The following is a 26,817-nucleotide window of genomic DNA, read 5'->3' on the forward strand; positions in this document are numbered from 1 at the left end:
CGCTGTGCGCTGGAGCTGGAAAAAGAAAAGCGGAAGCGCACGGTTAGCGCCGTTCCCAATTTCGCTTTAATCAAATTTGCTTTAGAAAGTGTGCAATTGATATGTTAGAATCAAAAGTTGAGTCCTTTTTGCAGCACCATTCTTTTTCCCTGGAAAACAAAAGGATTGTAGTGGGCGTTTCAGGCGGGCCTGATTCATTAGCACTGCTTCATTATTTGCTGAAGGAAAGAGAAAAAAGAAATCTGTTCCTTGTGGTTGCCCACGTTGACCATATGTTCCGTGGTGAAGAATCCTTCCAAGATGCCATGTTTGTCAAAGCTTTTTGCGGACAATACAACATACCGTTTGAAATGGTGCAAGTTAATGTCAACAAAATTATGGAGGAAACGGGAAAAAGCTCTCAAATTGCTGGAAGAGAAGTAAGATATAATTTTTATCATACAATAATGGAACAGTACCACTCCCCGTATTTAGCATTAGGGCACCATGGTGATGACCAAACGGAGACCATGCTTATGCGGCTCACACGAGGAAGCAGTGGAAAGGCAAGAGCGGGTATCCCATTCTCCAGGCCGTTTTATGAAGGAATTATTTTTCGTCCTTTCTTATGCTTAACAAAAGATGAGCTTCAACACTATTGTGACAGGCATCATCTCGTCCCTAGGATAGACCCAAGCAATGCGAAGAGTATTTATAGCCGAAATCGTTTTCGTAAACAGGTGCTGCCTTTCCTTAAAGCGGAAAACAGACAAGTACATGAACATTTTCAACGGTTTAGTGAAGAACTGCAAAGTGATGAAGAGTATTTACAGGAATTAACAGCGGAGCGATTGAAAACAGTATTGACAAAAAGAGAAGAGGACAAAATTACTATTGACATAAAACAATTCCAAACAATGCCTTTACCTTTACAAAGGAGAGGGATTCAACTAATATTAAACTATCTTTACAAAGAAAAACCTGCATCTCTTTCTGCAATACATATTGATCAAGTATTTTCTTTGATTCACCATCATGAACCTTCAGGAACACTTGATCTTCCTAATGGTTTAAAAGTTATTCGCTCCTATTTTCAACTTTTTTTTCAATATGAGCAAATACAGCCAGAATCATTTTATTTTGAAATCAATGAGCCTGGAACGATTATGCTGCCAAATGGAGGGAGCATTATAATCGATTATATAACTGGGGAAAACCCTGAAGTGTTACGGAATAGTGCCATTTTTAATGCAGCTCTTCTTCCATTTCCATTGATTATCCGAAATAGAAAAAAGGGCGACCGAATGACAATCAAAGGCATACAGGGTTCGAAGAAATTAAAAGATATTTTTATTGATCAAAAAGTTCCACGGAAGGACCGGGATATGTGGCCGGTCATCACTGACAGAGAGGGATTCATTATTTGGCTTCCAAATTTAAAAAGGTCTTCTTTTGAAGGTATCGATGCAACTGCAGAACAATATATCCAACTAACATACATTATGTAATGATCTTCTAGGGGGCACATTTTATGATGAAAGATGATATTGAAAAGGTATTAGTTTCAGAAGAAGAAATTCAAGATAAGATTAAGCAATTAGCAGGGCAGCTAACGGAAGAATATCAAGACCGTTTCCCGCTTGCAATTGGAGTTTTAAAAGGAGCAATGCCATTCATGGCAGACCTGCTAAAACGAATGGATTGTTATCTTGAAATGGATTTTATGGATGTATCAAGTTACGGTACGGCTCTTGTATCTTCCGGAGAGGTTAAAATTTTAAAGGACCTTGATACTTCGGTTGAAGGCAGGGACATCTTAATTATTGAAGACATCATTGATAGTGGTTTAACACTCAGTTATCTGGTTGATTTATTCCGTTATCGTAAAGCAAAATCAATTAAAATTGTTACTTTGCTCGACAAACCGACTGGCAGAAAGAGCGACATACAGGCTGATTATGTTGGCTTTGTTGTTCCAGATGCGTTTGTGGTGGGTTACGGATTAGATTATATTGAAAAATACCGCAATCTACCATATATTGGTGTATTAAAACCAGAAGTATATAGCAAATAATGAAGTAAGAAGAAGTAATGAGTCTGGTTTTTGAAAGCCTTTTTACTGAGAGTAATTCCTTGAATTAGTAAGATTTTCTATGATACTATTTAATATAGTTTTTATCCGCGGGAGGAGGTAAGAGATGAATCGGATTTTCCGTAATACCATCTTTTATTTATTAATATTTTTAGTTATTATCGGCGTGGTGAGCTTCTTTAATGGAAGCAATGAGCCGACAGATCATATTTCATATGATAAATTTGTATCGCAGCTAGAGAGTGGTAAAGTTAAGTCATTTTCTATGCAGCCTGAACGCGGTGTTTATGAGGTTCAGGGACAGTTTGAAGCTAATAACAAGAAGTTTATTACCTACATTCCTAACAGTGAAAAGATTCTCGACCGTATTGATAAGGCTGATTCAAAAGTGGAAGTTTTACCGGCAAAAGAAACAAGCGGCTGGGTTACCTTCTTTACTTCCATTATTCCGTTCGTGATCATCTTTATTTTATTTTTCTTTTTGTTAAACCAAGCTCAAGGCGGCGGAAGCCGAGTCATGAACTTTGGTAAATCAAAGGCAAAGCTGTATAACGATGATAAGAAAAAGGTTCGTTTTAGAGATGTTGCCGGTGCAGATGAAGAAAAAGCAGAGTTAGTAGAGGTAGTTGAATTCTTAAAAGACCCTCGAAGGTTTGCTGAACTTGGAGCAAGGATTCCAAAAGGTGTACTTTTAGTAGGACCTCCTGGTACAGGTAAGACATTACTAGCACGGGCCACTGCAGGTGAAGCGGGCGTACCTTTCTTTTCAATCAGCGGTTCAGACTTCGTTGAAATGTTTGTCGGGGTTGGGGCTTCTCGTGTACGTGATTTATTTGAAAATGCGAAAAAGAATGCTCCGTGTATTATTTTTATCGATGAAATTGATGCCGTTGGACGCCAGCGTGGAGCTGGACTTGGCGGTGGACATGATGAACGTGAACAAACATTGAATCAGCTTTTAGTTGAAATGGATGGATTCGGAGCTAATGAAGGTATTATCATTATAGCTGCCACAAACCGGGCAGATATTCTCGATCCAGCATTATTACGCCCAGGCCGTTTTGACCGTCAAATTACGGTTGATCGTCCAGATGTAATTGGACGTGAGGCGGTGCTAAAGGTCCATGCACGTAATAAACCATTAGACGAAACCGTAAATTTAAAAAATATTGCGATGCGGACACCTGGTTTTTCCGGTGCCGATTTAGAAAACTTATTAAATGAAGCAGCACTAGTTGCTGCCCGCAGTAATAAAAAGAAAATTGACATGGAAGACATTGATGAAGCAACAGATCGTGTTATTGCAGGTCCTGCCAAAAAGAGCCGTGTTATTTCTGAAAAAGAACGCCGAATTGTTGCCTTCCATGAAGGCGGTCATACTGTTATTGGATTAGTGCTTGATGAAGCGGACATGGTTCACAAAGTTACGATTGTCCCACGTGGGCAGGCCGGTGGATACGCTGTTATGCTTCCAAGAGAAGATCGTTACTTTATGACGAAACCTGAATTACTTGATAAAATTGTAGGTTTATTAGGCGGACGGGTTGCGGAGGAAATTGTGTTTGGTGAAGTAAGTACTGGTGCACATAATGACTTCCAACGCGCAACAGGAATTGCTCGTAAGATGGTAACCGAATACGGTATGAGTGATAAGCTTGGACCGCTTCAATTTGGTCAAGGGTCAGGCGGTCAAGTTTTCTTAGGACGTGACATCCATAATGAACAAAATTATTCTGATGCGATTGCCTATGAAATTGACCTGGAAATCCAAAGCATTATAAAAGAATGTTATGAAAGAGCTAGAAAAATTCTTATGGAAAATCGTGATAAGCTTGACCTCATCGCAACGACACTTCTTGAGGTTGAAACGCTTGTTGCTGAACAAATTAAATATCTGGTTGAAAATGGTCATATGCCAGAACCGTCTCTTCATTTAGAAACGGTTAAGATCGGACCTAAAAAAACAGATGATGTGAAGGTAAATATCAATAAAAAGAAGGATGAAGCTGAAAATGAGGAAAAATCTTTCCTAGACAGCCCTTCAGATGATATTGATTATAAGTAATTAAAGTGGAAAAGAGTGCTCAAAGAGGCACTCTTTTTTTTACTCATATCCTATTTATGATATGATGTTGCGTATGAGGTAAAGAATATAAATAAAAGCGAGTGATAGATTTGATTTTCGTATTTGATGTGGGAAATACCAATATCGTCTTAGGTGTTTATGATGGGGATGACCTGAAGTATCATTGGCGGGTTGAAACAAACCGCAACCGTACAGAAGATGAGTTTGGAATGAATATAAAGGCCTTATTTGACTTTTCGGGTCTTACCTTTTCTGATATTGATGGCATTATTATCTCTTCAGTTGTGCCGCCAATCATGTTTGCTTTAGAAAGAATGTGTCAAAAGTATTTTCACCTAAAGCCCCTTGTTGTCGGACCTGGCATAAAAACAGGACTTAATATTAAATACGAAAATCCAAGAGAGGTTGGCGCCGACCGAATTGTGAATGCTGTGGCTGCTATTCACGAATATGGAAGCCCACTAATTATTGTGGATTTTGGTACAGCAACTACTTATTGTTATGTGAATGAAGAACGTCAATATATGGGTGGAGCAATTGCACCTGGAATTGGTATTTCGACGGAAGCTCTATACTCCAGAGCAGCAAAATTACCACGGATTGAAATTGCTAGACCAGAAGGAGTTATTGGAAAAAACACGGTTTCTGCTATGCAGGCAGGTATTGTCTATGGCTATGTAGGACAAGTGGAAGGAATTGTGAAAAGGATGATGGACCAAAGCGCAAAACAGCCTACTGTCATCGCCACAGGCGGATTAGCAGGGTTGATTTCACAAGAGTCAAAGATTATCGATATCGTCGATCCTTTTTTAACTTTAAAGGGTCTTTCACTTATCTATAAACGGAACATGGGATAACCTAAACGTATTCAGCAAGAAGGGAGCGAGACAATGAAAGATTATTTAGTAAAGGCACTAGCCTATGATGGAAATATACGGGCATATGCTGTTCGCACAACAGATACCATCAGTGAAGCACAACGCCGTCATCAAACATGGCGCACAGCGTCGGCTGCGCTTGGCCGCACGATGACTGCAGCAGTCATGATGGGAGCTATGCTCAAAGGTGAGGATAAACTCACTGTGAAAATCAATGGGGGCGGTCCGCTCGGCCCAATCGTAGTTGATAGTAATGCCAAAGGTGAGGTCCGCGGCTACGTGACTAATCCAGAGGTTGATTTTGAGTCCAATGAACACGGCAAACTTGACGTCCGCCGTGCAGTCGGCACCGAGGGTATGTTAGCTGTAGTAAAGGATATTGGCTTACGTGACTTCTTTTCCGGACAGGTACCATTGGTATCAGGAGAACTAGGGGAAGACTTTACCTATTACTTTGCCACTTCCGAACAAGTACCTTCCTCTGTCGGAGTTGGTGTGTTAGTGAACCCGGATGACTCCATTTTGGCTGCAGGAGGATTTATTTTTCAACTAATGCCTGGAACTCCTGATGAGCTTATTTCTAAATTAGAAGAGCGTTTAAAAACGATCGAGCCAATATCAAAACTAATTGAGAGAGGTCTTAGTCCCGAGCAAATCCTTGAAGAATTGTTTGGAAAAGAGCATGTAAAGGTTTTAGAAACGATGCCGGTCCACTTTGAATGTAATTGCTCCAAAGAGCGTTTTGCCAATGCGATTATTGGCTTAGGGGCTGCTGAAATAACTGCGATGATTGAGGAAGATGGACAGGCGGAAGCACACTGTCACTTCTGTAATGAAAAGTATCAGTATTCCAGAGAAGAGCTAGAAGTGTTAAGGTCTGAATCGAAATAAGCCTTTATGAAGCAAAAGGATCCAGCGCAAGCACCCAGTCCCTAGTGTATTTCGCTAACTGGCGCTTGCGCTTTTCATAAGAATAAGAAATAAGAAGAATCTTTGAGAATTGTCCAGTGCAAGCGCCCTAGCGGCTAGTGTCCTTCGCACTCCGCCCTACGATAAGTCAACACGAAAAAGCTATTGCTCTTCGTGTTTCCTTTATCTCAGTTGGAGTACTCCATAAGGAAGGCTTCGGAAGCATAAGCATCGCACGAAGAAAAAGCGATAGCTTTTTCGAGGAGGCCATACGCCGCTGACCAGGGCGCTTGCGCTTTTCTATTGGAGGTAAAATGGTGGGGAAGAAGCAGCTTTGGATGATCATTGCCGGCCTTGTTTTTTTAAACTGTCTGACTGTAGCCTTTTTTTTAACAAGGGTAAATGAGGTAAATGGTGCAGCGGCTAATGACGAAGCCGTGGCAAATGTAGGGAAGAAGGAAATTTCGAGACAAGCCTGGCTGAATGAGCTAGAGGCTAAATATGGAAAAGACGTATTGAAGGAAATGATTGATCAAAAGGTAATCGAAGAAATGGCGGCAAAATATAAAATTGAGGTATCAAATCAAGATATTGACCGAGAATATCGAATGCTTCAGACCACTTATAATGCTTTTAGTCAGAAAAATCATCAAACGGAAACTAAATGGAAGGAACAAATCCGAAGCAGTCTGCTCTTAGAAGAGCTTTTGACTAAGGATGTATCTGTTTCCAGCAGCGAATTAAAAAGGTATTATACTAAAAATAAAAATCTTTTCCGTGCACCAGCTGCGTACCATTTATCACATATTGTGGTCAAAACGAAAAAAGAAGCAGAAACAGCGGCAAAAGAGCTTACCCATGGGTCTAGCTTTTCAACCATGGCCATGGAACGGTCAATTGAGGAGTTTTCAGCCAATGAAGGCGGGGATATCGGCTATATTAGTGAAGGGGATGAGCGATATCCAAAGCAATATTTGACCACGGCTAAAAAATTAAAACTAAAGGCTGTCAGCAAGCCTATAAAGGTAAAGGACGGATATGTCCTCTTAAAGCTTAATGGAAAAATTAGTGGGAAAAGCTATTCCTTTGCTGAGGTTAAAGACCAAATCCGCAGGCAAATTGCCCTGGAGCAAATGAAGACACCAGCTACAGCCTCTATTTTTTGGGATGAAGCCAAGGTCAATTGGTTTTACGGAAATAAAGACTCAAATTAAAAACAACGTACTCATTCTGTCCTCTTAAAAAGGGTCATTTGGTAATCTAGTTCAAAGGGCTTATAATTAGTACATATCTACTACTAATATTTTCAATTTATTTGAAATTTTACAATCAAAACAATTGACAAGTTGGCTTGAAAACTGGTAAATTTAATAATATAAATCCAATAAAAATACTCGGAATAGGGGTGCCCACATGGTTCGTGTTGCAAATTCAGTGGCTGAATTAGTTGGCCAAACACCAATTGTAAAATTAAACAGAATAGTAGATGAAAATAGTGCTGACGTTTATCTAAAGCTTGAATATTTTAACCCAGGCAGCAGTGTGAAAGACCGTATTGGTCTTGCAATGATTGAAGCAGCAGAAGACGAAGGTTTAATTAAACCGGGTGATACAATCATTGAACCAACAAGTGGAAATACAGGTATCGGGCTTGCCATGATTGCAGCAGCTAAAGGCTACAAAGCAATCTTCGTTATGCCTGAAACAATGAGCTTAGAACGAAGAAACCTTCTTCGTGCATATGGTGCAGAGCTTGTGTTAACACCTGGTCCAGCGGGTATGAAGGGTGCTATTGCTAAAGCAGAAGAACTAGTTAAAGAACACGGTTATTTCTTACCACAACAATTTAAAAACCAAGCAAACCCTGAAGTGCATAAAAGAACGACAGGTAAAGAAATTGTGGAACAAATGGATCAACTTGATGCTTTTGTATCCGGAATCGGAACAGGTGGAACGATTTCAGGTGCAGGTAGTGTTATTCGTGAAAAGTTCCCAGAAGTAAAAATTGTTGCCGTTGAGCCAAAAGATTCACCAGTTCTATCGGGTGGAAACCCTGGTCCGCACAAACTTCAAGGACTTGGTGCAGGTTTTGTTCCTGATACCTTGAACACAAACATTTATGATGAAGTAATTCAAATCGGTACGGAAGAAGCATTTGAAGCATCCCGCCGTGCCGCTAGAGAAGAAGGTATCCTAGGCGGTATTTCTTCTGGTGCAGCTATTTCTGCAGCTCTAAAGGTAGCGAAAGAATTAGGAAAAGGTAAAAAGGTATTAGCGATTATTCCTGATAATGGAGAACGTTATTTAAGTACCCCACTTTACCAATATGATGCTGAATAAATAAAGAACGAGGCGTTGGCGAGTTTTTGCCGAAGCCTCTTTTTTTTGTGAAAACTATGATAAAATGTGAAAAACAAGCTGTGGGGGAATATGGAATGAGAACAACAACTCAAGAACAAATCAAGTGCGGGCCCTATACCTTGGATTATTCGAAAAAGACACTTGTAATGGGAATTTTAAATGTTACCCCTGATTCCTTCTCTGATGGCGGGAATTTTAATCAAATTGAGCGCGCGGTGGAACATGCTAGGGAAATGGCGGAAAATGGTGCGGATATTATTGATATAGGCGGTGAATCCACCAGACCGGGTTATACGGTCATTTCCGATGAGGAAGAAATTGACCGGGTTGTCCCAGTAATAAAGGCCATTTCGGAACAGGTTCCCATTCCAATCTCAATCGACACCTATAAAGCAGAGGTTGCCAAGCAGGCAATTGAGGCGGGGGCTCATATTATTAACGATATTTGGGGAGCTAAAGCTGATACAAGAATGGCAAAGGTTGCAGCTGACTACAATGTTCCAATCATCCTGATGCATAATCGTCATGACCAGAATTACAACTCCTTTATGAGAGATGTCTTAAATGACCTTTATGAAAGTATTACAATTGCAAAAAATGCCGGAGTAAGAGATGAAAATATCATCTTGGATCCCGGTATAGGTTTTGCTCGTAATTATCAGGAAAACTTGTTAACCATGCAAAACTTAGAAAAGTTTGTCATGCTGGGCTATCCTGTACTATTAGGAACATCTAGAAAGTCGATGATCGGACAAGCGTTAGACCTGCCTGTTCATGAAAGAATGGAGGGCACTGGTGCAACTATTTGTTATGGGATTCAAAAAGGCTGCCATATGATCCGTGTTCATGACGTAAAAGAAATGAGCAGAATGGCTAAAATGATGGATATATTGATGGGGAAGGATGCTGTCATTGGATAAAATATATGTAAATAAGATGGAGTTTTATGGTTATCATGGCGTGTTTCCCGAGGAAAATCGGTTAGGCCAGCGATTTATTGTGGATCTAGCCGTTTCTGTTGATTTAAAAAAAGCGGGGATAACGGATGAACTTAAGTTTTCCGTTAATTATGGGGAATTGTACAAGGTTTGTAAGGAAGTAGTTGAGGGGAAACCCTATAAGCTCTTAGAGGCGGTCGCTGAAGAAATTGCGGCAAGTATCATAAGGATTTTTCCACTTGTAATGAATGTTACTGTTAAAGTAATTAAACCAGATCCTCCCATACCAGGGCATTACAAATCGGTGGCCGTAGAAATTACGAGGAGTAGATAAAAGTGGAAAATACAGCATTTATTGCCCTTGGCTCTAATATAGGAAACCGTTATGATAATATAGTTAATGCTATTTATCGATTAAAGAGTTATCCTGCTATCCAATTGGTAAATTTGTCATCTGTGTACGAAACGGACCCTGTTGGATATGAGGATCAAGATTTATTTTTGAACATGGTAATCAAGATACAAACGAACCTAAGTGCGATGGAGCTATTAGAGACATGTTTAAAAATCGAATTAGAACTTGGAAGAAAAAGGGAAATTAAGTGGGGACCACGGACAATAGACCTTGACATTCTAACTTTTAACCAAGAAAATATTGAATCAGAGAAACTTACTATACCGCACCCAAGAATTGTTGAGCGGGCGTTTGTATTAGTTCCATTAGTTGAAATGGATCAAAACCTTAGAATAACTGGGGTGGATAAACCTCTTAACATATTGTTAGACGAACTACCAGATAAAGAAGGGGTCCGATTATGGAAGCGGAAAAATGGGGAAGACGTATTCGTGCCTATCGGAAGCTAAAGGGTTATACACAAGAAGGCTTTTCGAGGGAACTAGGTGTATCAGTATCTATTTTAGGTGAGATTGAAAGAGGAAATCGCCTGCCTGCCGAAGATTTAATTGAGAGAATCGCTGATTCCTTAAAAATTAGTATAGAAGATTTAAAACCAAGAGAATAGAGAAATGGAGGTACCGAATGGTAAAAATAGGTGATATTGAAATAAAAAATCCTGTTGTTTTAGCACCTATGGCGGGTGTATGTAATTCAGCATTCCGTTTGACGGTTAAAGAGTTTGGAGCAGGATTAGTTTGTGCGGAAATGGTCAGTGACAAGGGGATTCTTGTTAAAAATGAAAAAACAATGAACATGCTGTATATTGATGAGCGGGAAAAGCCACTTAGTCTGCAAATTTTTGGCGGTGAAAAAGATACGCTTGTGGAAGCAGCTAAATTTGTTGATCAAAACACAAACGCTGACATTATTGATATTAATATGGGCTGCCCTGTTCCGAAAATCACAAAGTGTGATGCCGGGGCAAGATGGCTGTTGGATCCAGATAAAATTTATGAAATGGTATCGGCTGTGGTTGATGCGGTAGATAAGCCTGTAACAGTAAAAATGCGTATAGGCTGGGATGACGAGCATATTTTTGCAGTTAAAAATGCCCAAATGGTTGAGCGGGCGGGTGGAAAAGCTGTTGCAATGCATGGCCGGACCCGTGTACAAATGTATGAGGGAAAAGCAAACTGGGATATCATTCGTGAAGTAAAGCAGTCTGTTAACATCCCTGTTATCGGAAACGGGGACGTGCAAACGCCTCAAGATGCGAAACGAATGCTAGAGGAAACAGGTGTAGATGGCGTCATGATCGGCAGGGCTGCACTAGGAAATCCTTGGATGATTTACCGCACCGTTCAGTATTTAGAAACGGGTAAACTATTAGGTGAACCATCGGCGAGGGAAAAAATCGACGTATGTATCCTTCACTTAGATCGTTTAATTGCCTTAAAAGATGAGTATATTGCAGTCCGTGAAATGCGCAAGCATACAGCGTGGTATTTAAAAGGGGTCCGTGGTAATGCGAGAGTGCGGACTGCCGTTAACGAGTGCAACACGAGAGAAGAACTTGTTACCTTATTAAGAGGGTTAGTAGCTGAAGTAGAAGAAATGGATGAAAGTCAGTTAATCGTGGGTTAATTTGACAGTCCTCTTCCTATTTTCTATAATATCTTTAGTTTACTGATTAGAGCTGCCAGTAGCATTACTGGCAGTTTTTATGTATTTATGAACTTTTTTGATGTCTGAATTGTCATGTTTGTGTAAAATAATATAGTATGCAAAAAAAGTGGAAGGACCGAAACCTGCGTATTGGGCTATTAGAGTCATGCATTGTCAAAGGGGTAGGTGCTAAAGCTAGTCAAGTTAATCGGCCAGTATTCTTTTAGTTTTACATAAAATAGAAAGTTATGGAGTTGAGGTAATTATGAGTCAGGAAGAATTAAACGACCAATTCTTGGTCAGACGTGAAAAAATGAATACAATGCGTGAAAATGGATTAGATCCATTTGGAAAGCGTTTTGACAGGTCTCACACTACAAAAGAGTTAATTGAACAATACGCTGAATTAGAAAAAGAGGAAATTGAAACTAAAAATGTTTCTGTTACATTAGCCGGACGGATCATGACAAAACGCGGAAAAGGTAAGGCTGGATTTGCCAATATTCAAGACTTAACCGGTCAAATTCAAGTATATGTACGTCAAGATGCTGTTGGTGAAGAGTCCTATAAGGTATTTGATTCAGCTGACCTTGGGGACATTATTGGGGTATCAGGCACCCTGTTTAAAACCAAAGTAGGTGAACTATCTGTAAAAGTAGCCAATTTTGTATTCCTTACAAAGGCACTTCGTCCGCTTCCAGATAAGTTCCATGGTTTGAAGGATGTAGAGCAGCGTTACCGTCAACGGTATTTAGATCTAATTATGAGTCAGGAAAGCAAGGAAACATTTATTACTAGAAGCCGAATTATCCAATCGATGCGCCGTTATTTAGATAACCATGGTTATTTAGAGGTTGAAACACCAATGATGCACGCGATTGCCGGTGGTGCATCCGCGCGCCCGTTTATTACACACCACAATGCTCTTGATATGCCTTTATTTATGAGGATAGCGATTGAACTACACTTAAAGAGACTAATTGTGGGCGGACTTGAAAAGGTCTATGAGATTGGCCGTGTATTCAGAAATGAAGGTGTTTCTACTCGTCATAATCCTGAATTTACAATGATTGAACTTTACGAAGCCTATGCAGATTACCGGGATATTATGAGTCTTACTGAAAACCTAATTGCCCATATCGCTCAAGAAGTTTTAGGAACAACGACTGTTCAATATGGTGACTATGAAGTAGATCTTAAACCTGAATGGAAAAGACTACATATGGTTGATGCGATAAAGGAATATACAGGAGTCGATTTCTGGAACGAGATGAGTGTTGAAGAAGCTCGTGCACTTGCTAAAGAGCATAATGTTGAAATAACAGAACACATGCTTTATGGACATATTGTTAATGAGTTTTTTGAACAGCGAGTAGAAGAAAAGTTAATTCAGCCTACTTTCATTTACGGGCATCCTGTAGAGATTTCACCGCTTGCGAAGAAAAATGAAGAGGATCCACGTTTCACTGATCGTTTTGAGTTATTTATCGTTGCTCGTGAGCATGCAAATGCCTTTACTGAACTTAATGACCCGATTGATCAAAGAGAGCGTTTTGAGGCTCAATTAAAAGAGCGTGAACAAGGTAATGATGAAGCCCACCAAATGGACGAGGACTTTGTGGAGGCGTTAGAATATGGTATGCCGCCAACAGGTGGATTAGGAATTGGTATCGACCGCCTAGTTATGCTGTTAACTAATTCCCCATCAATCCGAGACGTACTATTATTCCCATTAATGCGTCATAAGTAAGAGAATTAAAAGTGCCAGAGTAGTCTGGTGCTTTTTTTTCGCTCGATAGAAAAGAAAGAATATTTTTACTTTGAAAAAAGGTATTGCAACCACTGTCAAATGGTGATATATTAATATCTGTTGCTGCGAGACAGTAACACGAAAGAAAAAAAGATTTTAAAAAGTTGTTGACATTACGTTGATAACTTGGTAAGATGATAAAGTCGCTTTTGAGCGATGAACAAATTGCTCTTTGAAAACTAAACAAACAAAAACGTCAACAAACAATAATATTCATTTCTTACGAAATGAAGCCAACGTTTTAAATTATGAGCTAATCAACTTTCATGGAGAGTTTGATCCTGGCTCAGGACGAACGCTGGCGGCGTGCCTAATACATGCAAGTCGAGCGAATCAACAGGAGCTTGCTCCTGTTGATTAGCGGCGGACGGGTGAGTAACACGTGGGCAACCTGCCTGTAAGACTGGGATAACACCGGGAAACCGGTGCTAATACCGGATAATCCTTTTCCTCTCATGAGGAAAAGCTGAAAGTCGGTTTCGGCTGACACTTACAGATGGGCCCGCGGCGCATTAGCTAGTTGGTGAGGTAACGGCTCACCAAGGCGACGATGCGTAGCCGACCTGAGAGGGTGATCGGCCACACTGGGACTGAGACACGGCCCAGACTCCTACGGGAGGCAGCAGTAGGGAATCTTCCACAATGGACGAAAGTCTGATGGAGCAACGCCGCGTGAGCGATGAAGGCCTTCGGGTCGTAAAGCTCTGTTGTTAGGGAAGAACAAGTACCGGAGTAACTGCCGGTACCTTGACGGTACCTAACCAGAAAGCCACGGCTAACTACGTGCCAGCAGCCGCGGTAATACGTAGGTGGCAAGCGTTGTCCGGAATTATTGGGCGTAAAGCGCGCGCAGGCGGTCCTTTAAGTCTGATGTGAAAGCCCACGGCTCAACCGTGGAGGGTCATTGGAAACTGGGGGACTTGAGTGCAGAAGAGGAAAGCGGAATTCCACGTGTAGCGGTGAAATGCGTAGAGATGTGGAGGAACACCAGTGGCGAAGGCGGCTTTCTGGTCTGTAACTGACGCTGAGGCGCGAAAGCGTGGGGAGCAAACAGGATTAGATACCCTGGTAGTCCACGCCGTAAACGATGAGTGCTAAGTGTTAGGGGGTTTCCGCCCCTTAGTGCTGCAGCTAACGCATTAAGCACTCCGCCTGGGGAGTACGGCCGCAAGGCTGAAACTCAAAGGAATTGACGGGGGCCCGCACAAGCGGTGGAGCATGTGGTTTAATTCGAAGCAACGCGAAGAACCTTACCAGGTCTTGACATCCTCTGACACTCCTAGAGATAGGAATTTCCCCTTCGGGGGACAGAGTGACAGGTGGTGCATGGTTGTCGTCAGCTCGTGTCGTGAGATGTTGGGTTAAGTCCCGCAACGAGCGCAACCCTTGTTCTTAGTTGCCAGCATTCAGTTGGGCACTCTAAGGAGACTGCCGGTGACAAACCGGAGGAAGGTGGGGATGACGTCAAATCATCATGCCCCTTATGACCTGGGCTACACACGTGCTACAATGGATGGTACAAAGGGCAGCAAAGCCGCGAGGCCTAGCCAATCCCATAAAACCATTCTCAGTTCGGATTGTAGGCTGCAACTCGCCTACATGAAGCCGGAATCGCTAGTAATCGCGGATCAGCATGCCGCGGTGAATACGTTCCCGGGCCTTGTACACACCGCCCGTCACACCACGAGAGTTTGTAACACCCGAAGTCGGTGGGGTAACCGTAAGGAGCCAGCCGCCTAAGGTGGGACAGATGATTGGGGTGAAGTCGTAACAAGGTAGCCGTATCGGAAGGTGCGGCTGGATCACCTCCTTTCTAAGGATATAAGCTGGACATATGAGCCAGACAAAAAAATGTTTGTTTGATGGTTTTCTGTTTGTTTAGTTTTGAGGGAGCAATTCTCTCAAAGCTTTTTTAAATCGTTCTTTGAAAACTAGATAATCGTATAGAAGAAACCAAGTAAAAACCGAGTAAAATCGCCATTTTAGTTTTTTCTCTCTATTAATATAGAGTAAAACCTTTTAGGTTAAGTTAGAAAGGGCGCACGGTGAATGCCTTGGCACTAGGAGCCGATGAAGGACGGGACTAACACCGATATGCTTCGGGGAGCTGTAAGTAAGCTTTGATCCGGAGATTTCCGAATGGGGGAACCCACTGTTCGTAATGGAACAGTATCTTTACCTGAATACATAGGGTATTGATGGCAGACCCGGGGAACTGAAACATCTAAGTACCCGGAGGAAGAGAAAGCAAATGCGATTCCCTAAGTAGCGGCGAGCGAAACGGGATTAGCCCAAACCAAGAGGCTTGCCTCTTGGGGTTGTAGGACACTCAACATGGAGTTACAAAGGAACGGGGTAGATGAAGCGGTCTGGAAAGACCCGTCATAGAAGGTAAAAGCCCTGTAGTTGAAACTTCGTTCCCTCCTGAGTGGATCCTGAGTACGGCCGGACACGTGAAATCCGGTCGGAAGCAGGGAGGACCATCTCCCAAGGCTAAATACTCCCTAGTGACCGATAGTGAACCAGTACCGTGAGGGAAAGGTGAAAAGCACCCCGGAAGGGGAGTGAAATAGTTCCTGAAACCGTGTGCCTACAAGTAGTTAGAGCCCGTTAATGGGTGATAGCGTGCCTTTTGTAGAATGAACCGGCGAGTTACGATTACATGCAAGGTTAAGTTGAAGAGACGGAGCCGCAGCGAAAGCGAGTCTGAATAGGGCGAATGAGTATGTGGTCGTAGACCCGAAACCAGGTGATTCTACCCATGTCCAGGGTGAAGTCCAGGTAACACTGGATGGAGGCCCGAACCCACGCACGTTGAAAAGTGCGGGGATGAGGTGTGGGTAGCGGAGAAATTCCAATCGAACTTGGAGATAGCTGGTTCTCTCCGAAATAGCTTTAGGGCTAGCCTCACGTAGTTAGAGTCTTGGAGGTAGAGCACTGTTTGGACTAGGGGCCCTCATCGGGTTACCGAATTCAGACAAACTCCGAATGCCAAAGACTTATCCGTGGGAGTCAGACTGCGAGTGATAAGATCCGTAGTCAAAAGGGAAACAGCCCAGACCACCAGCTAAGGTCCCAAAGTATACGTTAAGTGGAAAAGGATGTGGAGTTGCTTAGACAACCAGGATGTTGGCTTAGAAGCAGCCACCATTTAAAGAGTGCGTAATAGCTCACTGGTCGAGTGACTCTGCGCCGAAAATGTACCGGGGCTAAACGTATCACCGAAGCTGTGGATTGACATCTTCGATGTCAGTGGTAGGAGAGCGTTCTAAGGGCGTTGAAGCTAGACCGTAAGGACTGGTGGAGCGCTTAGAAGTGAGAATGCCGGTATGAGTAGCGAAAGATGAGTGAGAATCTCATCCACCGAATGCCTAAGGTTTCCTGAGGAAGGCTCGTCCGCTCAGGGTTAGTCGGGACCTAAGCCGAGGCCGAAAGGCGTAGGCGATGGACAACAGGTTGATATTCCTGTACCACCAAAGAATCGTTTGAGTGATGGGGGGACGCAGGAGGATAGGGTAAGCGCGCTGTTGGATATGCGCGTCTAAGCAGTTAGGCTGAGAAGCAGGAAAATCCGCTTCTCGTAAAGGCTGAGCTGTGATAGCGAGGGAAATTTAGTACCGAAGTTCCTGATTCCACACTGCCAAGAAAAGCCTCTAGCGAGATTCAAGGTGCCCGTACCGCAAACCGACACAGGTAGGCGAGGAGAGAATCCTAAGGTGAGCGAGAGAACTCTCGTTAAGGAACTCGGCAAAATGACCCCGTAACTTCGGGAGAAGGGGTGCTCTTTGGGGTTCATAGCCTCGAAGAGCCGCAGTGAATAGGCCCAGGCGACTGTTTAGCAAAAACACAGGTCTCTGCGAAGCCGCAAGGCGAAGTATAGGGGCTGACGCCTGCCCGGTGCTGGAAGGTTAAGAGGAGGGGTTAGCTCACGCGAAGCTCTGAATCGAAGCCCCAGTAAACGGCGGCCGTAACTATAACGGTCCTAAGGTAGCGAAATTCCTTGTCGGGTAAGTTCCGACCCGCACGAAAGGCGTAACGATCTGGGCACTGTCTCAACGAGAGACTCGGTGAAATTATAGTACCTGTGAAGATGCAGGTTACCCGCGACAGGACGGAAAGACCCCGTGGAGCTTTACTGTAGCCTGATATTGAATTTTGGTACAGCTTGTACAGGATAGGTAGGAGCCTGAGAAGCCGGAGCGCCAGCTTCGGTGGAGGCGTCGGTGGGATACTACCCTGGCTGTATTGAAATTCTAACCCGCACCCCTGATCGGGGTGGGAGACAGTGTCAGGTGGGCAGTTTGACTGGGGCGGTCGCCTCCTAAAGAGTAACGGAGGCGCCCAAAGGTTCCCTCAGAATGGTTGGAAATCATTCGTAGAGTGTAAAGGCACAAGGGAGCTTGACTGCGAGACCTACAAGTCGAGCAGGGACGAAAGTCGGGCTTAGTGATCCGGTGGTTCCGCATGGAAGGGCCATCGCTCAACGGATAAAAGCTACCCCGGGGATAACAGGCTTATCTCCCCCAAGAGTCCACATCGACGGGGAGGTTTGGCACCTCGATGTCGGCTCATCGCATCCTGGGGCTGTAGTCGGTCCCAAGGGTTGGGCTGTTCGCCCATTAAAGCGGTACGCGAGCTGGGTTCAGAACGTCGTGAGACAGTTCGGTCCCTATCCGTCGTGGGCGCAGGAAATTTGAGAGGAGCTGTCCTTAGTACGAGAGGACCGGGATGGACGCACCGCTGGTGTACCAGTTGTCTTGCCAAAGGCATCGCTGGGTAGCTATGTGCGGACGGGATAAGTGCTGAAAGCATCTAAGCATGAAGCCCCCCTCAAGATGAGATTTCCCATAGCGTCAAGCTAGTAAGATCCCTGAAAGATGATCAGGTTGATAGGTCAGAGGTGGAAGCGTGGCGACATGTGGAGCTGACTGATACTAATCGATCGAGGACTTAACCATAGTTATAAGCGAACTCGTTTTTACAACATTTCTTCTACATTATCTAGTTTTGAGAGAATGATCTCTTAATTTAATAAGTCTGGTAATTAAGGCGAGAAGGTCACACCCGTTCCCATACCGAACACGGAAGTTAAGCTTCTCAGCGCCGATGGTAGTTGGGACTTTGTCCCTGTGAGAGTAGGACGTTGCCAGGCTTTATATGGAGGATTAGCTCAGCTGGGAGAGCATCTGCCTTACAAGCAGAGGGTCGGCGGTTCGATCCCGTCATCCTCCACCATAATTTTTCCTTACTGTATGCCGGGGTAGCTCAATTGGTAGAGCACGACCGAATAAGCTTCCTGAATAAACTTCAGCATACTGACCGAGCTGCTGCTTGAATAATCCTTCTGAGGTCAGGATGACGGTAACAAAGATAGCGTGTTTCAAATTAATATATTCCTTTTACTGTATGCCGGGGTAGCTCAATTGGTAGAGCAACTGACTTGTAATCAGTAGGTTGGGGGTTCAAGTCCTCTCGCCGGCACCTTTTCTTTGTACGAGCCATTAGCTCAGTTGGTAGAGCATCTGACTTTTAATCAGAGGGTCGAAGGTTCGAGTCCTTCATGGCTCACCATAGTTTTTTACGCAAGTAAAATAACTTTCAATATTGCGGGTGTGGCGGAATTGGCAGACGCACCAGACTTAGGATCTGGCGCCGCAAGGCGTGGGGGTTCGACTCCCTTCACCCGCACCATTTTATAATTAAAAAATTTAGCATATTTGCGGAAGTAGTTCAGTGGTAGAACACCACCTTGCCAAGGTGGGGGTCGCGGGTTCGAATCCCGTCTTCCGCTCCAGATATGCCGGGGTGGCGGAACTGGCAGACGCACAGGACTTAAAATCCTGCGGTAGGTGACTACCGTACCGGTTCGATTCCGGTCCTCGGCACCATTTAAGAAATGAATAATGCGCCCGTAGCTCAATTGGATAGAGCGTCTGACTACGGATCAGAAGGTTATGGGTTCGACTCCTTTCGGGCGCGCCATTATTTATCGGGAAGTAGCTCAGCTTGGTAGAGCACTTGGTTTGGGACCAAGGGGTCGCAGGTTCGAATCCTGTCTTCCCGACCATGTATTCAGTTAATTTTGGGGTCTTAGCTCAGCTGGGAGAGCGCCTGCTTTGCACGCAGGAGGTCAGGGGTTCGATCCCCCTAGACTCCACCAAATATGTTAAAATCATATTGACAAAGTGAAATTGCTTTGTTAGTATATAAAAGTCGCATAAGCGATAATTGCTCTTTGAAAACTAAACAAGCAAAAACGTCAACAAACAATAATATTCATTTCTTATGAAATGAAGCCAACGTAACAAAATGAGCTAATCAACTTTCATGGAGAGTTTGATCCTGGCTCAGGACGAACGCTGGCGGCGTGCCTAATACATGCAAGTCGAGCGAATCAATAGGAGCTTGCTCCTGTTGGTTAGCGGCGGACGGGTGAGTAACACGTGGGCAACCTGCCTGTAAGACTGGGATAACACCGGGAAACCGGTGCTAATACCGGATAATCCTTTTCCTCTCATGAGGAAAAGCTGAAAGTCGGTTTCGGCTGACACTTACAGATGGGCCCGCGGCGCATTAGCTAGTTGGTGAGGTAACGGCTCACCAAGGCGACGATGCGTAGCCGACCTGAGAGGGTGATCGGCCACACTGGGACTGAGACACGGCCCAGACTCCTACGGGAGGCAGCAGTAGGGAATCTTCCACAATGGACGAAAGTCTGATGGAGCAACGCCGCGTGAGCGATGAAGGCCTTCGGGTCGTAAAGCTCTGTTGTTAGGGAAGAACAAGTACCGGAGTAACTGCCGGTACCTTGACGGTACCTAACCAGAAAGCCACGGCTAACTACGTGCCAGCAGCCGCGGTAATACGTAGGTGGCAAGCGTTGTCCGGAATTATTGGGCGTAAAGCGCGCGCAGGCGGTCCTTTAAGTCTGATGTGAAAGCCCACGGCTCAACCGTGGAGGGTCATTGGAAACTGGGGGACTTGAGTGCAGAAGAGGAAAGCGGAATTCCACGTGTAGCGGTGAAATGCGTAGAGATGTGGAGGAACACCAGTGGCGAAGGCGGCTTTCTGGTCTGTAACTGACGCTGAGGCGCGAAAGCGTGGGGAGCAAACAGGATTAGATACCCTGGTAGTCCACGCCGTAAACGATGAGTGCTAAGTGTTAGGGGGTTTCCGCCCCTTAGTGCTGCAGCTAACGCATTAAGCACTCCGCCTGGGGAGTACGGCCGCAAGGCTGAAACTCAAAGGAATTGACGGGGGCCCGCACAAGCGGTGGAGCATGTGGTTTAATTCGAAGCAACGCGAAGAACCTTACCAGGTCTTGACATCCTCTGACACTCCTAGAGATAGGAATTTCCCCTTCGGGGGACAGAGTGACAGGTGGTGCATGGTTGTCGTCAGCTCGTGTCGTGAGATGTTGGGTTAAGTCCCGCAACGAGCGCAACCCTTGTTCTTAGTTGCCAGCATTCAGTTGGGCACTCTAAGGAGACTGCCGGTGACAAACCGGAGGAAGGTGGGGATGACGTCAAATCATCATGCCCCTTATGACCTGGGCTACACACGTGCTACAATGGATGGTACAAAGGGCAGCAAAGCCGCGAGGCCTAGCCAATCCCATAAAACCATTCTCAGTTCGGATTGTAGGCTGCAACTCGCCTACATGAAGCCGGAATCGCTAGTAATCGCGGATCAGCATGCCGCGGTGAATACGTTCCCGGGCCTTGTACACACCGCCCGTCACACCACGAGAGTTTGTAACACCCGAAGTCGGTGGGGTAACCGTAAGGAGCCAGCCGCCTAAGGTGGGACAGATGATTGGGGTGAAGTCGTAACAAGGTAGCCGTATCGGAAGGTGCGGCTGGATCACCTCCTTTCTAAGGATATAAGCTGGACATATGAGCCAGACAAAAAAATGTTTGTTTGATGGTTTTCTGTTTGTTTAGTTTTGAGGGAGCAATTCTCTCAAAGCTTTTTTAAATCGTTCTTTGAAAACTAGATAATCGTATAGAAGAAACCAAGTAAAAACCGAGTAAAATCGCCATTTTAGTTTTTTCTCTCTATTAATATAGAGTAAAACCTTTTAGGTTAAGTTAGAAAGGGCGCACGGTGAATGCCTTGGCACTAGGAGCCGATGAAGGACGGGACTAACACCGATATGCTTCGGGGAGCTGTAAGTAAGCTTTGATCCGGAGATTTCCGAATGGGGGAACCCACTGTTCGTAATGGAACAGTATCTTTACCTGAATACATAGGGTATTGATGGCAGACCCGGGGAACTGAAACATCTAAGTACCCGGAGGAAGAGAAAGCAAACGCGATTCCCTAAGTAGCGGCGAGCGAAACGGGATTAGCCCAAACCAAGAGGCTTGCCTCTTGGGGTTGTAGGACACTCAACATGGAGTTACAAAGGAACGGGGTAGATGAAGCGGTCTGGAAAGACCCGTCATAGAAGGTAAAAGCCCTGTAGTTGAAACTTCGTTCCCTCCTGAGTGGATCCTGAGTACGGCCGGACACGTGAAATCCGGTCGGAAGCAGGGAGGACCATCTCCCAAGGCTAAATACTCCCTAGTGACCGATAGTGAACCAGTACCGTGAGGGAAAGGTGAAAAGCACCCCGGAAGGGGAGTGAAATAGTTCCTGAAACCGTGTGCCTACAAGTAGTTAGAGCCCGTTAATGGGTGATAGCGTGCCTTTTGTAGAATGAACCGGCGAGTTACGATTACATGCAAGGTTAAGTTGAAGAGACGGAGCCGCAGCGAAAGCGAGTCTGAATAGGGCGAATGAGTATGTGGTCGTAGACCCGAAACCAGGTGATCTACCCATGTCCAGGGTGAAGTCCAGGTAACACTGGATGGAGGCCCGAACCCACGCACGTTGAAAAGTGCGGGGATGAGGTGTGGGTAGCGGAGAAATTCCAATCGAACTTGGAGATAGCTGGTTCTCTCCGAAATAGCTTTAGGGCTAGCCTCACGTAGTTAGAGTCTTGGAGGTAGAGCACTGTTTGGACTAGGGGCCCTCATCGGGTTACCGAATTCAGACAAACTCCGAATGCCAAAGACTTATCCGTGGGAGTCAGACTGCGAGTGATAAGATCCGTAGTCAAAAGGGAAACAGCCCAGACCACCAGCTAAGGTCCCAAAGTATACGTTAAGTGGAAAAGGATGTGGAGTTGCTTAGACAACCAGGATGTTGGCTTAGAAGCAGCCACCATTTAAAGAGTGCGTAATAGCTCACTGGTCGAGTGACTCTGCGCCGAAAATGTACCGGGGCTAAACGTATCACCGAAGCTGTGGATTGACATCTTCGATGTCAGTGGTAGGAGAGCGTTCTAAGGGCGTTGAAGCTAGACCGTAAGGACTGGTGGAGCGCTTAGAAGTGAGAATGCCGGTATGAGTAGCGAAAGATGAGTGAGAATCTCATCCACCGAATGCCTAAGGTTTCCTGAGGAAGGCTCGTCCGCTCAGGGTTAGTCGGGACCTAAGCCGAGGCCGAAAGGCGTAGGCGATGGACAACAGGTTGATATTCCTGTACCACCAAAGAATCGTTTGAGTGATGGGGGGACGCAGGAGGATAGGGTAAGCGCGCTGTTGGATATGCGCGTCTAAGCAGTTAGGCTGAGAAGCAGGAAAATCCGCTTCTCGTAAAGGCTGAGCTGTGATAGCGAGGGAAATTTAGTACCGAAGTTCCTGATTCCACACTGCCAAGAAAAGCCTCTAGCGAGATTCAAGGTGCCCGTACCGCAAACCGACACAGGTAGGCGAGGAGAGAATCCTAAGGTGAGCGAGAGAACTCTCGTTAAGGAACTCGGCAAAATGACCCCGTAACTTCGGGAGAAGGGGTGCTCTTTGGGGTTCATAGCCTCGAAGAGCCGCAGTGAATAGGCCCAGGCGACTGTTTAGCAAAAACACAGGTCTCTGCGAAGCCGCAAGGCGAAGTATAGGGGCTGACGCCTGCCCGGTGCTGGAAGGTTAAGAGGAGGGGTTAGCTCACGCGAAGCTCTGAATCGAAGCCCCAGTAAACGGCGGCCGTAACTATAACGGTCCTAAGGTAGCGAAATTCCTTGTCGGGTAAGTTCCGACCCGCACGAAAGGCGTAACGATCTGGGCACTGTCTCAACGAGAGACTCGGTGAAATTATAGTACCTGTGAAGATGCAGGTTACCCGCGACAGGACGGAAAGACCCCGTGGAGCTTTACTGTAGCCTGATATTGAATTTTGGTACAGCTTGTACAGGATAGGTAGGAGCCTGAGAAGCCGGAGCGCCAGCTTCGGTGGAGGCGTCGGTGGGATACTACCCTGGCTGTATTGAAATTCTAACCCGCACCCCTGATCGGGGTGGGAGACAGTGTCAGGTGGGCAGTTTGACTGGGGCGGTCGCCTCCTAAAGAGTAACGGAGGCGCCCAAAGGTTCCCTCAGAATGGTTGGAAATCATTCGTAGAGTGTAAAGGCACAAGGGAGCTTGACTGCGAGACCTACAAGTCGAGCAGGGACGAAAGTCGGGCTTAGTGATCCGGTGGTTCCGCATGGAAGGGCCATCGCTCAACGGATAAAAGCTACCCCGGGGATAACAGGCTTATCTCCCCCAAGAGTCCACATCGACGGGGAGGTTTGGCACCTCGATGTCGGCTCATCGCATCCTGGGGCTGTAGTCGGTCCCAAGGGTTGGGCTGTTCGCCCATTAAAGCGGTACGCGAGTTGGGTTCAGAACGTCGTGAGACAGTTCGGTCCCTATCCGTCGTGGGCGCAGGAAATTTGAGAGGAGCTGTCCTTAGTACGAGAGGACCGGGATGGACGCACCGCTGGTGTACCAGTTGTCTTGCCAAAGGCATCGCTGGGTAGCTATGTGCGGACGGGATAAGTGCTGAAAGCATCTAAGCATGAAGCCCCCCTCAAGATGAGATTTCCCATAGCGTCAAGCTAGTAAGATCCCTGAAAGATGATCAGGTTGATAGGTCAGAGGTGGAAGCGTGGCGACATGTGGAGCTGACTGATACTAATCGATCGAGGACTTAACCATAGTTATAAGCGAACTCGTTTTTACAACATTTCTTCTACATTATCTAGTTTTGAGAGAATGATCTCTTAATTTAATAAGTCTGGTAATTAAGGCGAGAAGGTCACACCCGTTCCCATACCGAACACGGAAGTTAAGCTTCTCAGCGCCGATGGTAGTTGGGACTTTGTCCCTGTGAGAGTAGGACGTTGCCAGGCAAAAAAAAAGACAATCCGTAAAGGGTTGTCTTTTTTTTGCGATTTTATTTCTTTGATTAGATCGGTTATTTAGAGACTTTTATTCTTAGACTGTATTCGTTTAAAATTTGTCCTATTAGCTTTAACTCCGAACAGGAATCGTGTAATGATTGTTCGTTTTATAATCAGATCATAAATAGCAAGAGAAATAGTTAAAGTTGCAAACATTATCAACAGGTATTTATAAGGGATCTCCAGGTCTAGTCTAATGACAAAATACCCAAGTATGACTAGTACAGTTTGATGAATGATATAAACAGGGAAAGCAGCTTCATTTAAATAGGGCAGCCATTTATGCTTGAAATTTAAAAATTTATGTCCATATCCTAAAATTACAATTAAACCAACCCAAACATTAAATGTTCTCAACACTGTTAATAAAATTGTAATTGAAGAAAGGTTATCCCCATGTGGATAACGCCATGCTAATAGAATCCAGGCAGGTACAAAGATAAGCATACATCCCAGCATCTTAAAGCGAACCCTATTAAACATCTCTTGATATCTCTGGTCGCTGCAAGATATAAAGCCAGTTACAAAAAGTACCAAAAAGTAAAATGGGTTTTGCCCGCCGGGAGCAGGTAATAGTTGACTCAAAGTTAAAACAATAAAAAGCAAAGTAAAAAATAATGGCTTACTAAAGATGCTATTGAAGGAGGTTGTCTTTCGGTGACGTTTAAATAAATGAAAAATTGGCAATGCAGCTATTGAAAGAACAAACAGATAAAGGATAAACCACAGATGTGCAGGAGTAAAGCTGCCGTAGTAACCAGATAAGTCAGTGAAGTCAGTAAAGAAGTTTTTTAAGAATGCAATATACGATCCTGGTGATTTTCCGCTATGATCCCAAACGGCAAAGTATCCTTGGGGTGGGACAATCAATAATACTCCCATAAACAGCGGGATGAACAAACGTGTGAATCTCTCTTTTAAAAAAAAGGGTGTAGATTTAACTCTTAGTGCGTACCAGCTGGAAGATCCCGCCAACCAGAATAGTAAGGGCATGAACCATAAGTTCGCTATGCTGATAAACCAGCTTGCTCCCCAGCTTAATCTCTCATTTTTTACATAAAAAGGATCCCAGTGATCAAACACTCTAGCGGAGTGAAAGGGAAATAACAGCAGTATTCCGCAAATCCTCAGCCAGTCAATATCATATCTACGAAAATTATCCATATTATTACTCCTTTTCAAAAAATTACTTAATTTAATCTTACAATGAGAAACATTTTTTAGATAGGCGGTAATTACGAAAATAGTCGAATTATATAAAGCTTAATTTCTGGGCTTTTTAGGTTTCGCAACCGTGAAATTTGGAGAAAATCAGTAATAGTGAATCGTTGCATCTCCATAAAATTTTCAGTATAATTAAAGTCAAATATAGTCAAAGTCAGAAGATGGGAGGTGGGAAGATGAGAAACATTTCCGATATTATTGAAAAATATCTAAAGCAGGTTTTAGAAATGAGTGAAGAAGACCTTGTTGAGATTAAAAGAAGTGAAATAGCCGATAAATTTCAATGTGTTCCTTCACAAATAAACTATGTTATTAATACCCGTTTTACGATTGAACGAGGATATATTGTTGAGAGTAAACGGGGCGGCGGTGGATATATTCGGATAATGAAGGTCCAATCCCACGACTTAGCCCATTTAATTGATCATTTGCTTTCCCTTGTTAACAATCGAATAAGTCAAGCGACTGCCGAAGACGTAATCATAAGACTTGTTCACGAGGAGGTCATTACAAAACGCGAAGCAAAAATTATGCTAAGTGTCATTGATCGTTCTGTACTATATATTGATCTTCCATTCCGCGATGAATTAAGAGCGCGAATGTTAAAAGCAATGTTAACTTCTTTAAAATATAAATAATTATGCAGCCTAAAGAGGTGAAAATAGATGATTTGTCAGGAATGCAATCAAAGGCCTGCAGCACTTCATTTTACCAAAATTATTAATGGGGAAAAAACAGAAGTCCATCTATGTGAGAAGTGTGCTCATGAGAAAGGCGAAATGTTTATCTTGAACGGGGAATCGGGCTTTGCGTTTAACAACCTATTGGCAGGTTTATTAAATATTGATCCATCTTTTCAAAAGCCGAGTGAAAGTCCTTTTCAACAAGAGGAAATCCTTCAATGTCAACATTGTTCAATGACATTTCCACAATTTTTAAAAGTTGGCCGTTTTGGCTGCGCTCAATGTTATGAGACATTTAAAGATCAGTTAAAGCCTGTTTTAAGGCGCCTTCATAGCGGCAATTGGACCCATAATGGTAAAATTCCGAAAAGAATAGGCGGTGAGTTTCAACTTCGCAAACAGATTGAAGAGTTGAAATTGGAATTAAGAGAGGCTATCAGACAAGAGGAATTTGAGAAAGCAGCTGAAATTCGCGATCAAGTCCGCACATTAGAGAAACAAGTAGCTGGAAATGAAGAGGGAGGGGAATAAA

General features: G+C 44.2%; 16 protein-coding genes, 9 tRNA genes and 6 rRNA genes. 30 read left to right on the top strand and 1 reads right to left on the bottom strand.

All coding sequences use genetic code 11. From position 1 onward, the window contains the following. The first annotated feature begins 101 nt into the window (after window positions 1-101). From tilS to rrf (L1999_RS00510), 28 genes are all read left to right on the top strand, one after another. Complete coding sequence (tilS, locus tag L1999_RS00375) at window positions 102-1,487, top strand: tRNA lysidine(34) synthetase TilS (RefSeq protein ID WP_235741798.1); 1,386 nt, start codon at window positions 102-104, stop codon at window positions 1,485-1,487. A gap of 26 nt (window positions 1,488-1,513) precedes the next feature. Beyond that, on the top strand, window positions 1,514-2,053 hold the full coding sequence (gene hpt, locus L1999_RS00380) for a hypoxanthine phosphoribosyltransferase (RefSeq protein ID WP_235744199.1): 540 nt from the start codon (window positions 1,514-1,516) through the stop codon (window positions 2,051-2,053). Between the two features lie 124 nt (window positions 2,054-2,177). After that, window positions 2,178-4,136, top strand: coding sequence for an ATP-dependent zinc metalloprotease FtsH (gene ftsH / locus L1999_RS00385; protein WP_235741799.1), 1,959 nt, complete (start codon window positions 2,178-2,180; stop codon window positions 4,134-4,136). A 110-nt stretch (window positions 4,137-4,246) separates the two neighbouring features. Continuing rightward, a complete protein-coding gene (locus tag L1999_RS00390) occupies window positions 4,247-5,014 on the top strand; it encodes a type III pantothenate kinase (protein WP_235741800.1) in 768 nt (255 codons plus the stop codon). Window positions 5,015-5,047: 33 nt separating this feature from the next. Then, the gene (gene hslO, locus L1999_RS00395) at window positions 5,048-5,926 is read left to right on the top strand and encodes an Hsp33 family molecular chaperone HslO (protein ID WP_235741801.1); all 879 of its coding nucleotides are present in this window, start codon (window positions 5,048-5,050) and stop codon (window positions 5,924-5,926) included. 332 nt (window positions 5,927-6,258) lie between these two features. Beyond that, window positions 6,259-7,158, top strand: a complete 900-nt coding sequence (locus L1999_RS00400) for a peptidyl-prolyl cis-trans isomerase (RefSeq protein WP_345790870.1) — start codon at window positions 6,259-6,261, stop codon at window positions 7,156-7,158. Between the two features lie 199 nt (window positions 7,159-7,357). After that, window positions 7,358-8,284 carry a cysteine synthase A gene (gene cysK / locus L1999_RS00405; protein WP_235741802.1) on the top strand — a complete coding sequence of 309 codons (927 nt, stop codon included), beginning with the start codon at window positions 7,358-7,360 and terminating at the stop codon, window positions 8,282-8,284. A gap of 95 nt (window positions 8,285-8,379) precedes the next feature. Continuing rightward, entirely contained in the window at window positions 8,380-9,225 is an 846-nt protein-coding gene (gene folP / locus L1999_RS00410) for a dihydropteroate synthase (RefSeq protein WP_235741803.1), read from the top strand. After that, complete coding sequence (gene folB / locus L1999_RS00415) at window positions 9,218-9,577, top strand: dihydroneopterin aldolase (RefSeq protein ID WP_235741804.1); 360 nt, start codon at window positions 9,218-9,220, stop codon at window positions 9,575-9,577. The genes folP and folB overlap by 8 nt, the downstream gene beginning before the upstream one ends. Before the next feature lie 2 nt (window positions 9,578-9,579). Continuing rightward, window positions 9,580-10,107 carry a 2-amino-4-hydroxy-6-hydroxymethyldihydropteridine diphosphokinase gene (gene folK, locus L1999_RS00420; RefSeq protein WP_235741805.1) on the top strand — a complete coding sequence of 176 codons (528 nt, stop codon included), beginning with the start codon at window positions 9,580-9,582 and terminating at the stop codon, window positions 10,105-10,107. Further along, window positions 10,059-10,265: a helix-turn-helix domain-containing protein gene (locus L1999_RS00425; protein WP_215045771.1), complete on the top strand. Its 207-nt coding sequence runs from the start codon at window positions 10,059-10,061 to the stop codon at window positions 10,263-10,265. The genes folK and L1999_RS00425 overlap by 49 nt, the downstream gene beginning before the upstream one ends. Window positions 10,266-10,282: 17 nt before the next feature. Beyond that, window positions 10,283-11,284: a tRNA dihydrouridine synthase DusB gene (gene dusB, locus L1999_RS00430; RefSeq protein WP_235741806.1), complete on the top strand. Its 1,002-nt coding sequence runs from the start codon at window positions 10,283-10,285 to the stop codon at window positions 11,282-11,284. A gap of 286 nt (window positions 11,285-11,570) precedes the next feature. Further along, window positions 11,571-13,055 (top strand): lysine--tRNA ligase, encoded by a 1,485-nt coding sequence (gene lysS / locus L1999_RS00435; protein WP_235741807.1) that lies wholly within the window; start codon window positions 11,571-11,573, stop codon window positions 13,053-13,055. A gap of 323 nt (window positions 13,056-13,378) precedes the next feature. Further along, window positions 13,379-14,928, top strand: a 16S ribosomal RNA gene (locus L1999_RS00440). 209 nt (window positions 14,929-15,137) lie between these two features. Then, window positions 15,138-18,073: ribosomal RNA gene (locus L1999_RS00445) — 23S ribosomal RNA — on the top strand. A gap of 78 nt (window positions 18,074-18,151) precedes the next feature. Further along, window positions 18,152-18,267 (top strand): 5S ribosomal RNA (rrf, locus tag L1999_RS00450). A gap of 7 nt (window positions 18,268-18,274) precedes the next feature. Beyond that, window positions 18,275-18,350: transfer RNA gene (locus tag L1999_RS00455), tRNA-Val, on the top strand. A gap of 173 nt (window positions 18,351-18,523) precedes the next feature. After that, window positions 18,524-18,596, top strand: a tRNA-Thr gene (locus L1999_RS00460). A gap of 14 nt (window positions 18,597-18,610) precedes the next feature. Next, window positions 18,611-18,686 (top strand) — tRNA-Lys (locus L1999_RS00465). Between the two features lie 35 nt (window positions 18,687-18,721). Then, a tRNA-Leu gene (locus tag L1999_RS00470) sits at window positions 18,722-18,806 on the top strand. A gap of 28 nt (window positions 18,807-18,834) precedes the next feature. After that, window positions 18,835-18,909 (top strand) — tRNA-Gly (locus L1999_RS00475). Window positions 18,910-18,914: 5 nt separating this feature from the next. Beyond that, window positions 18,915-19,003: transfer RNA gene (locus L1999_RS00480), tRNA-Leu, on the top strand. Between the two features lie 17 nt (window positions 19,004-19,020). Further along, window positions 19,021-19,097 (top strand) — tRNA-Arg (locus L1999_RS00485). An 8-nt stretch (window positions 19,098-19,105) separates the two neighbouring features. Next, window positions 19,106-19,182 (top strand) — tRNA-Pro (locus tag L1999_RS00490). Window positions 19,183-19,199: 17 nt separating this feature from the next. After that, window positions 19,200-19,275, top strand: a tRNA-Ala gene (locus tag L1999_RS00495). A gap of 164 nt (window positions 19,276-19,439) precedes the next feature. Continuing rightward, window positions 19,440-20,989: ribosomal RNA gene (locus L1999_RS00500) — 16S ribosomal RNA — on the top strand. Window positions 20,990-21,198: 209 nt separating this feature from the next. Then, a 23S ribosomal RNA gene (locus tag L1999_RS00505) occupies window positions 21,199-24,133 on the top strand. Between the two features lie 78 nt (window positions 24,134-24,211). Continuing rightward, window positions 24,212-24,327 (top strand): 5S ribosomal RNA (gene rrf / locus L1999_RS00510). Together the 16S, 23S and 5S rRNA genes with 9 tRNA genes alongside form the textbook arrangement of a ribosomal RNA operon. A 69-nt stretch (window positions 24,328-24,396) precedes the next feature. Here rrf (L1999_RS00510) and L1999_RS00515 read toward each other — a convergent pair. Beyond that, window positions 24,397-25,542 (bottom strand): acyltransferase family protein, encoded by a 1,146-nt coding sequence (locus L1999_RS00515; protein WP_235741808.1) that lies wholly within the window; start codon window positions 25,540-25,542, stop codon window positions 24,397-24,399. A 236-nt stretch (window positions 25,543-25,778) separates the two neighbouring features. On the opposite strand from L1999_RS00515, the gene L1999_RS00520 reads away from it, so the two are divergent. Further along, entirely contained in the window at window positions 25,779-26,240 is a 462-nt protein-coding gene (locus L1999_RS00520; RefSeq protein ID WP_235741809.1) for a CtsR family transcriptional regulator, read from the top strand. Between the two features lie 27 nt (window positions 26,241-26,267). After that, window positions 26,268-26,816: a protein-arginine kinase activator protein McsA gene (locus tag L1999_RS00525; RefSeq protein WP_235741810.1), complete on the top strand. Its 549-nt coding sequence runs from the start codon at window positions 26,268-26,270 to the stop codon at window positions 26,814-26,816. Window position 26,817: the final 1 nt, after the last annotated feature.

The sequence above is a fragment of the Neobacillus drentensis genome (assembly GCF_021560175.1).
GTDB classification, from domain to species: Bacteria; Bacillota; Bacilli; order Bacillales; family Cytobacillaceae; genus Neobacillus; species Neobacillus drentensis_A.

What these genes read in the sequence shown, in the direction of transcription:
- L1999_RS00525 (WP_235741810.1), top strand. Translation starts at nt 26,268, where the DNA reads ATGATTTGTCAGGAATGCAATCAAAGGCCTGCAGCACTTCATTTTACC.
- hpt (WP_235744199.1), top strand. Translation starts at nt 1,514, where the DNA reads ATGAAAGATGATATTGAAAAGGTATTAGTTTCAGAAGAAGAAATTCAA.
- L1999_RS00520 (WP_235741809.1), top strand. Translation starts at nt 25,779, where the DNA reads ATGAGAAACATTTCCGATATTATTGAAAAATATCTAAAGCAGGTTTTA.
- ftsH (WP_235741799.1), top strand. Translation starts at nt 2,178, where the DNA reads ATGAATCGGATTTTCCGTAATACCATCTTTTATTTATTAATATTTTTA.
- L1999_RS00515 (WP_235741808.1), bottom strand. Translation starts at nt 25,542, where the DNA reads ATGGATAATTTTCGTAGATATGATATTGACTGGCTGAGGATTTGCGGA.
- cysK (WP_235741802.1), top strand. Translation starts at nt 7,358, where the DNA reads ATGGTTCGTGTTGCAAATTCAGTGGCTGAATTAGTTGGCCAAACACCA.
- hslO (WP_235741801.1), top strand. Translation starts at nt 5,048, where the DNA reads ATGAAAGATTATTTAGTAAAGGCACTAGCCTATGATGGAAATATACGG.
- dusB (WP_235741806.1), top strand. Translation starts at nt 10,283, where the DNA reads ATGGTAAAAATAGGTGATATTGAAATAAAAAATCCTGTTGTTTTAGCA.
- folP (WP_235741803.1), top strand. Translation starts at nt 8,380, where the DNA reads ATGAGAACAACAACTCAAGAACAAATCAAGTGCGGGCCCTATACCTTG.
- L1999_RS00425 (WP_215045771.1), top strand. Translation starts at nt 10,059, where the DNA reads ATGGAAGCGGAAAAATGGGGAAGACGTATTCGTGCCTATCGGAAGCTA.
- tilS (WP_235741798.1), top strand. Translation starts at nt 102, where the DNA reads ATGTTAGAATCAAAAGTTGAGTCCTTTTTGCAGCACCATTCTTTTTCC.
- lysS (WP_235741807.1), top strand. Translation starts at nt 11,571, where the DNA reads ATGAGTCAGGAAGAATTAAACGACCAATTCTTGGTCAGACGTGAAAAA.
- L1999_RS00400 (WP_345790870.1), top strand. Translation starts at nt 6,259, where the DNA reads ATGGTGGGGAAGAAGCAGCTTTGGATGATCATTGCCGGCCTTGTTTTT.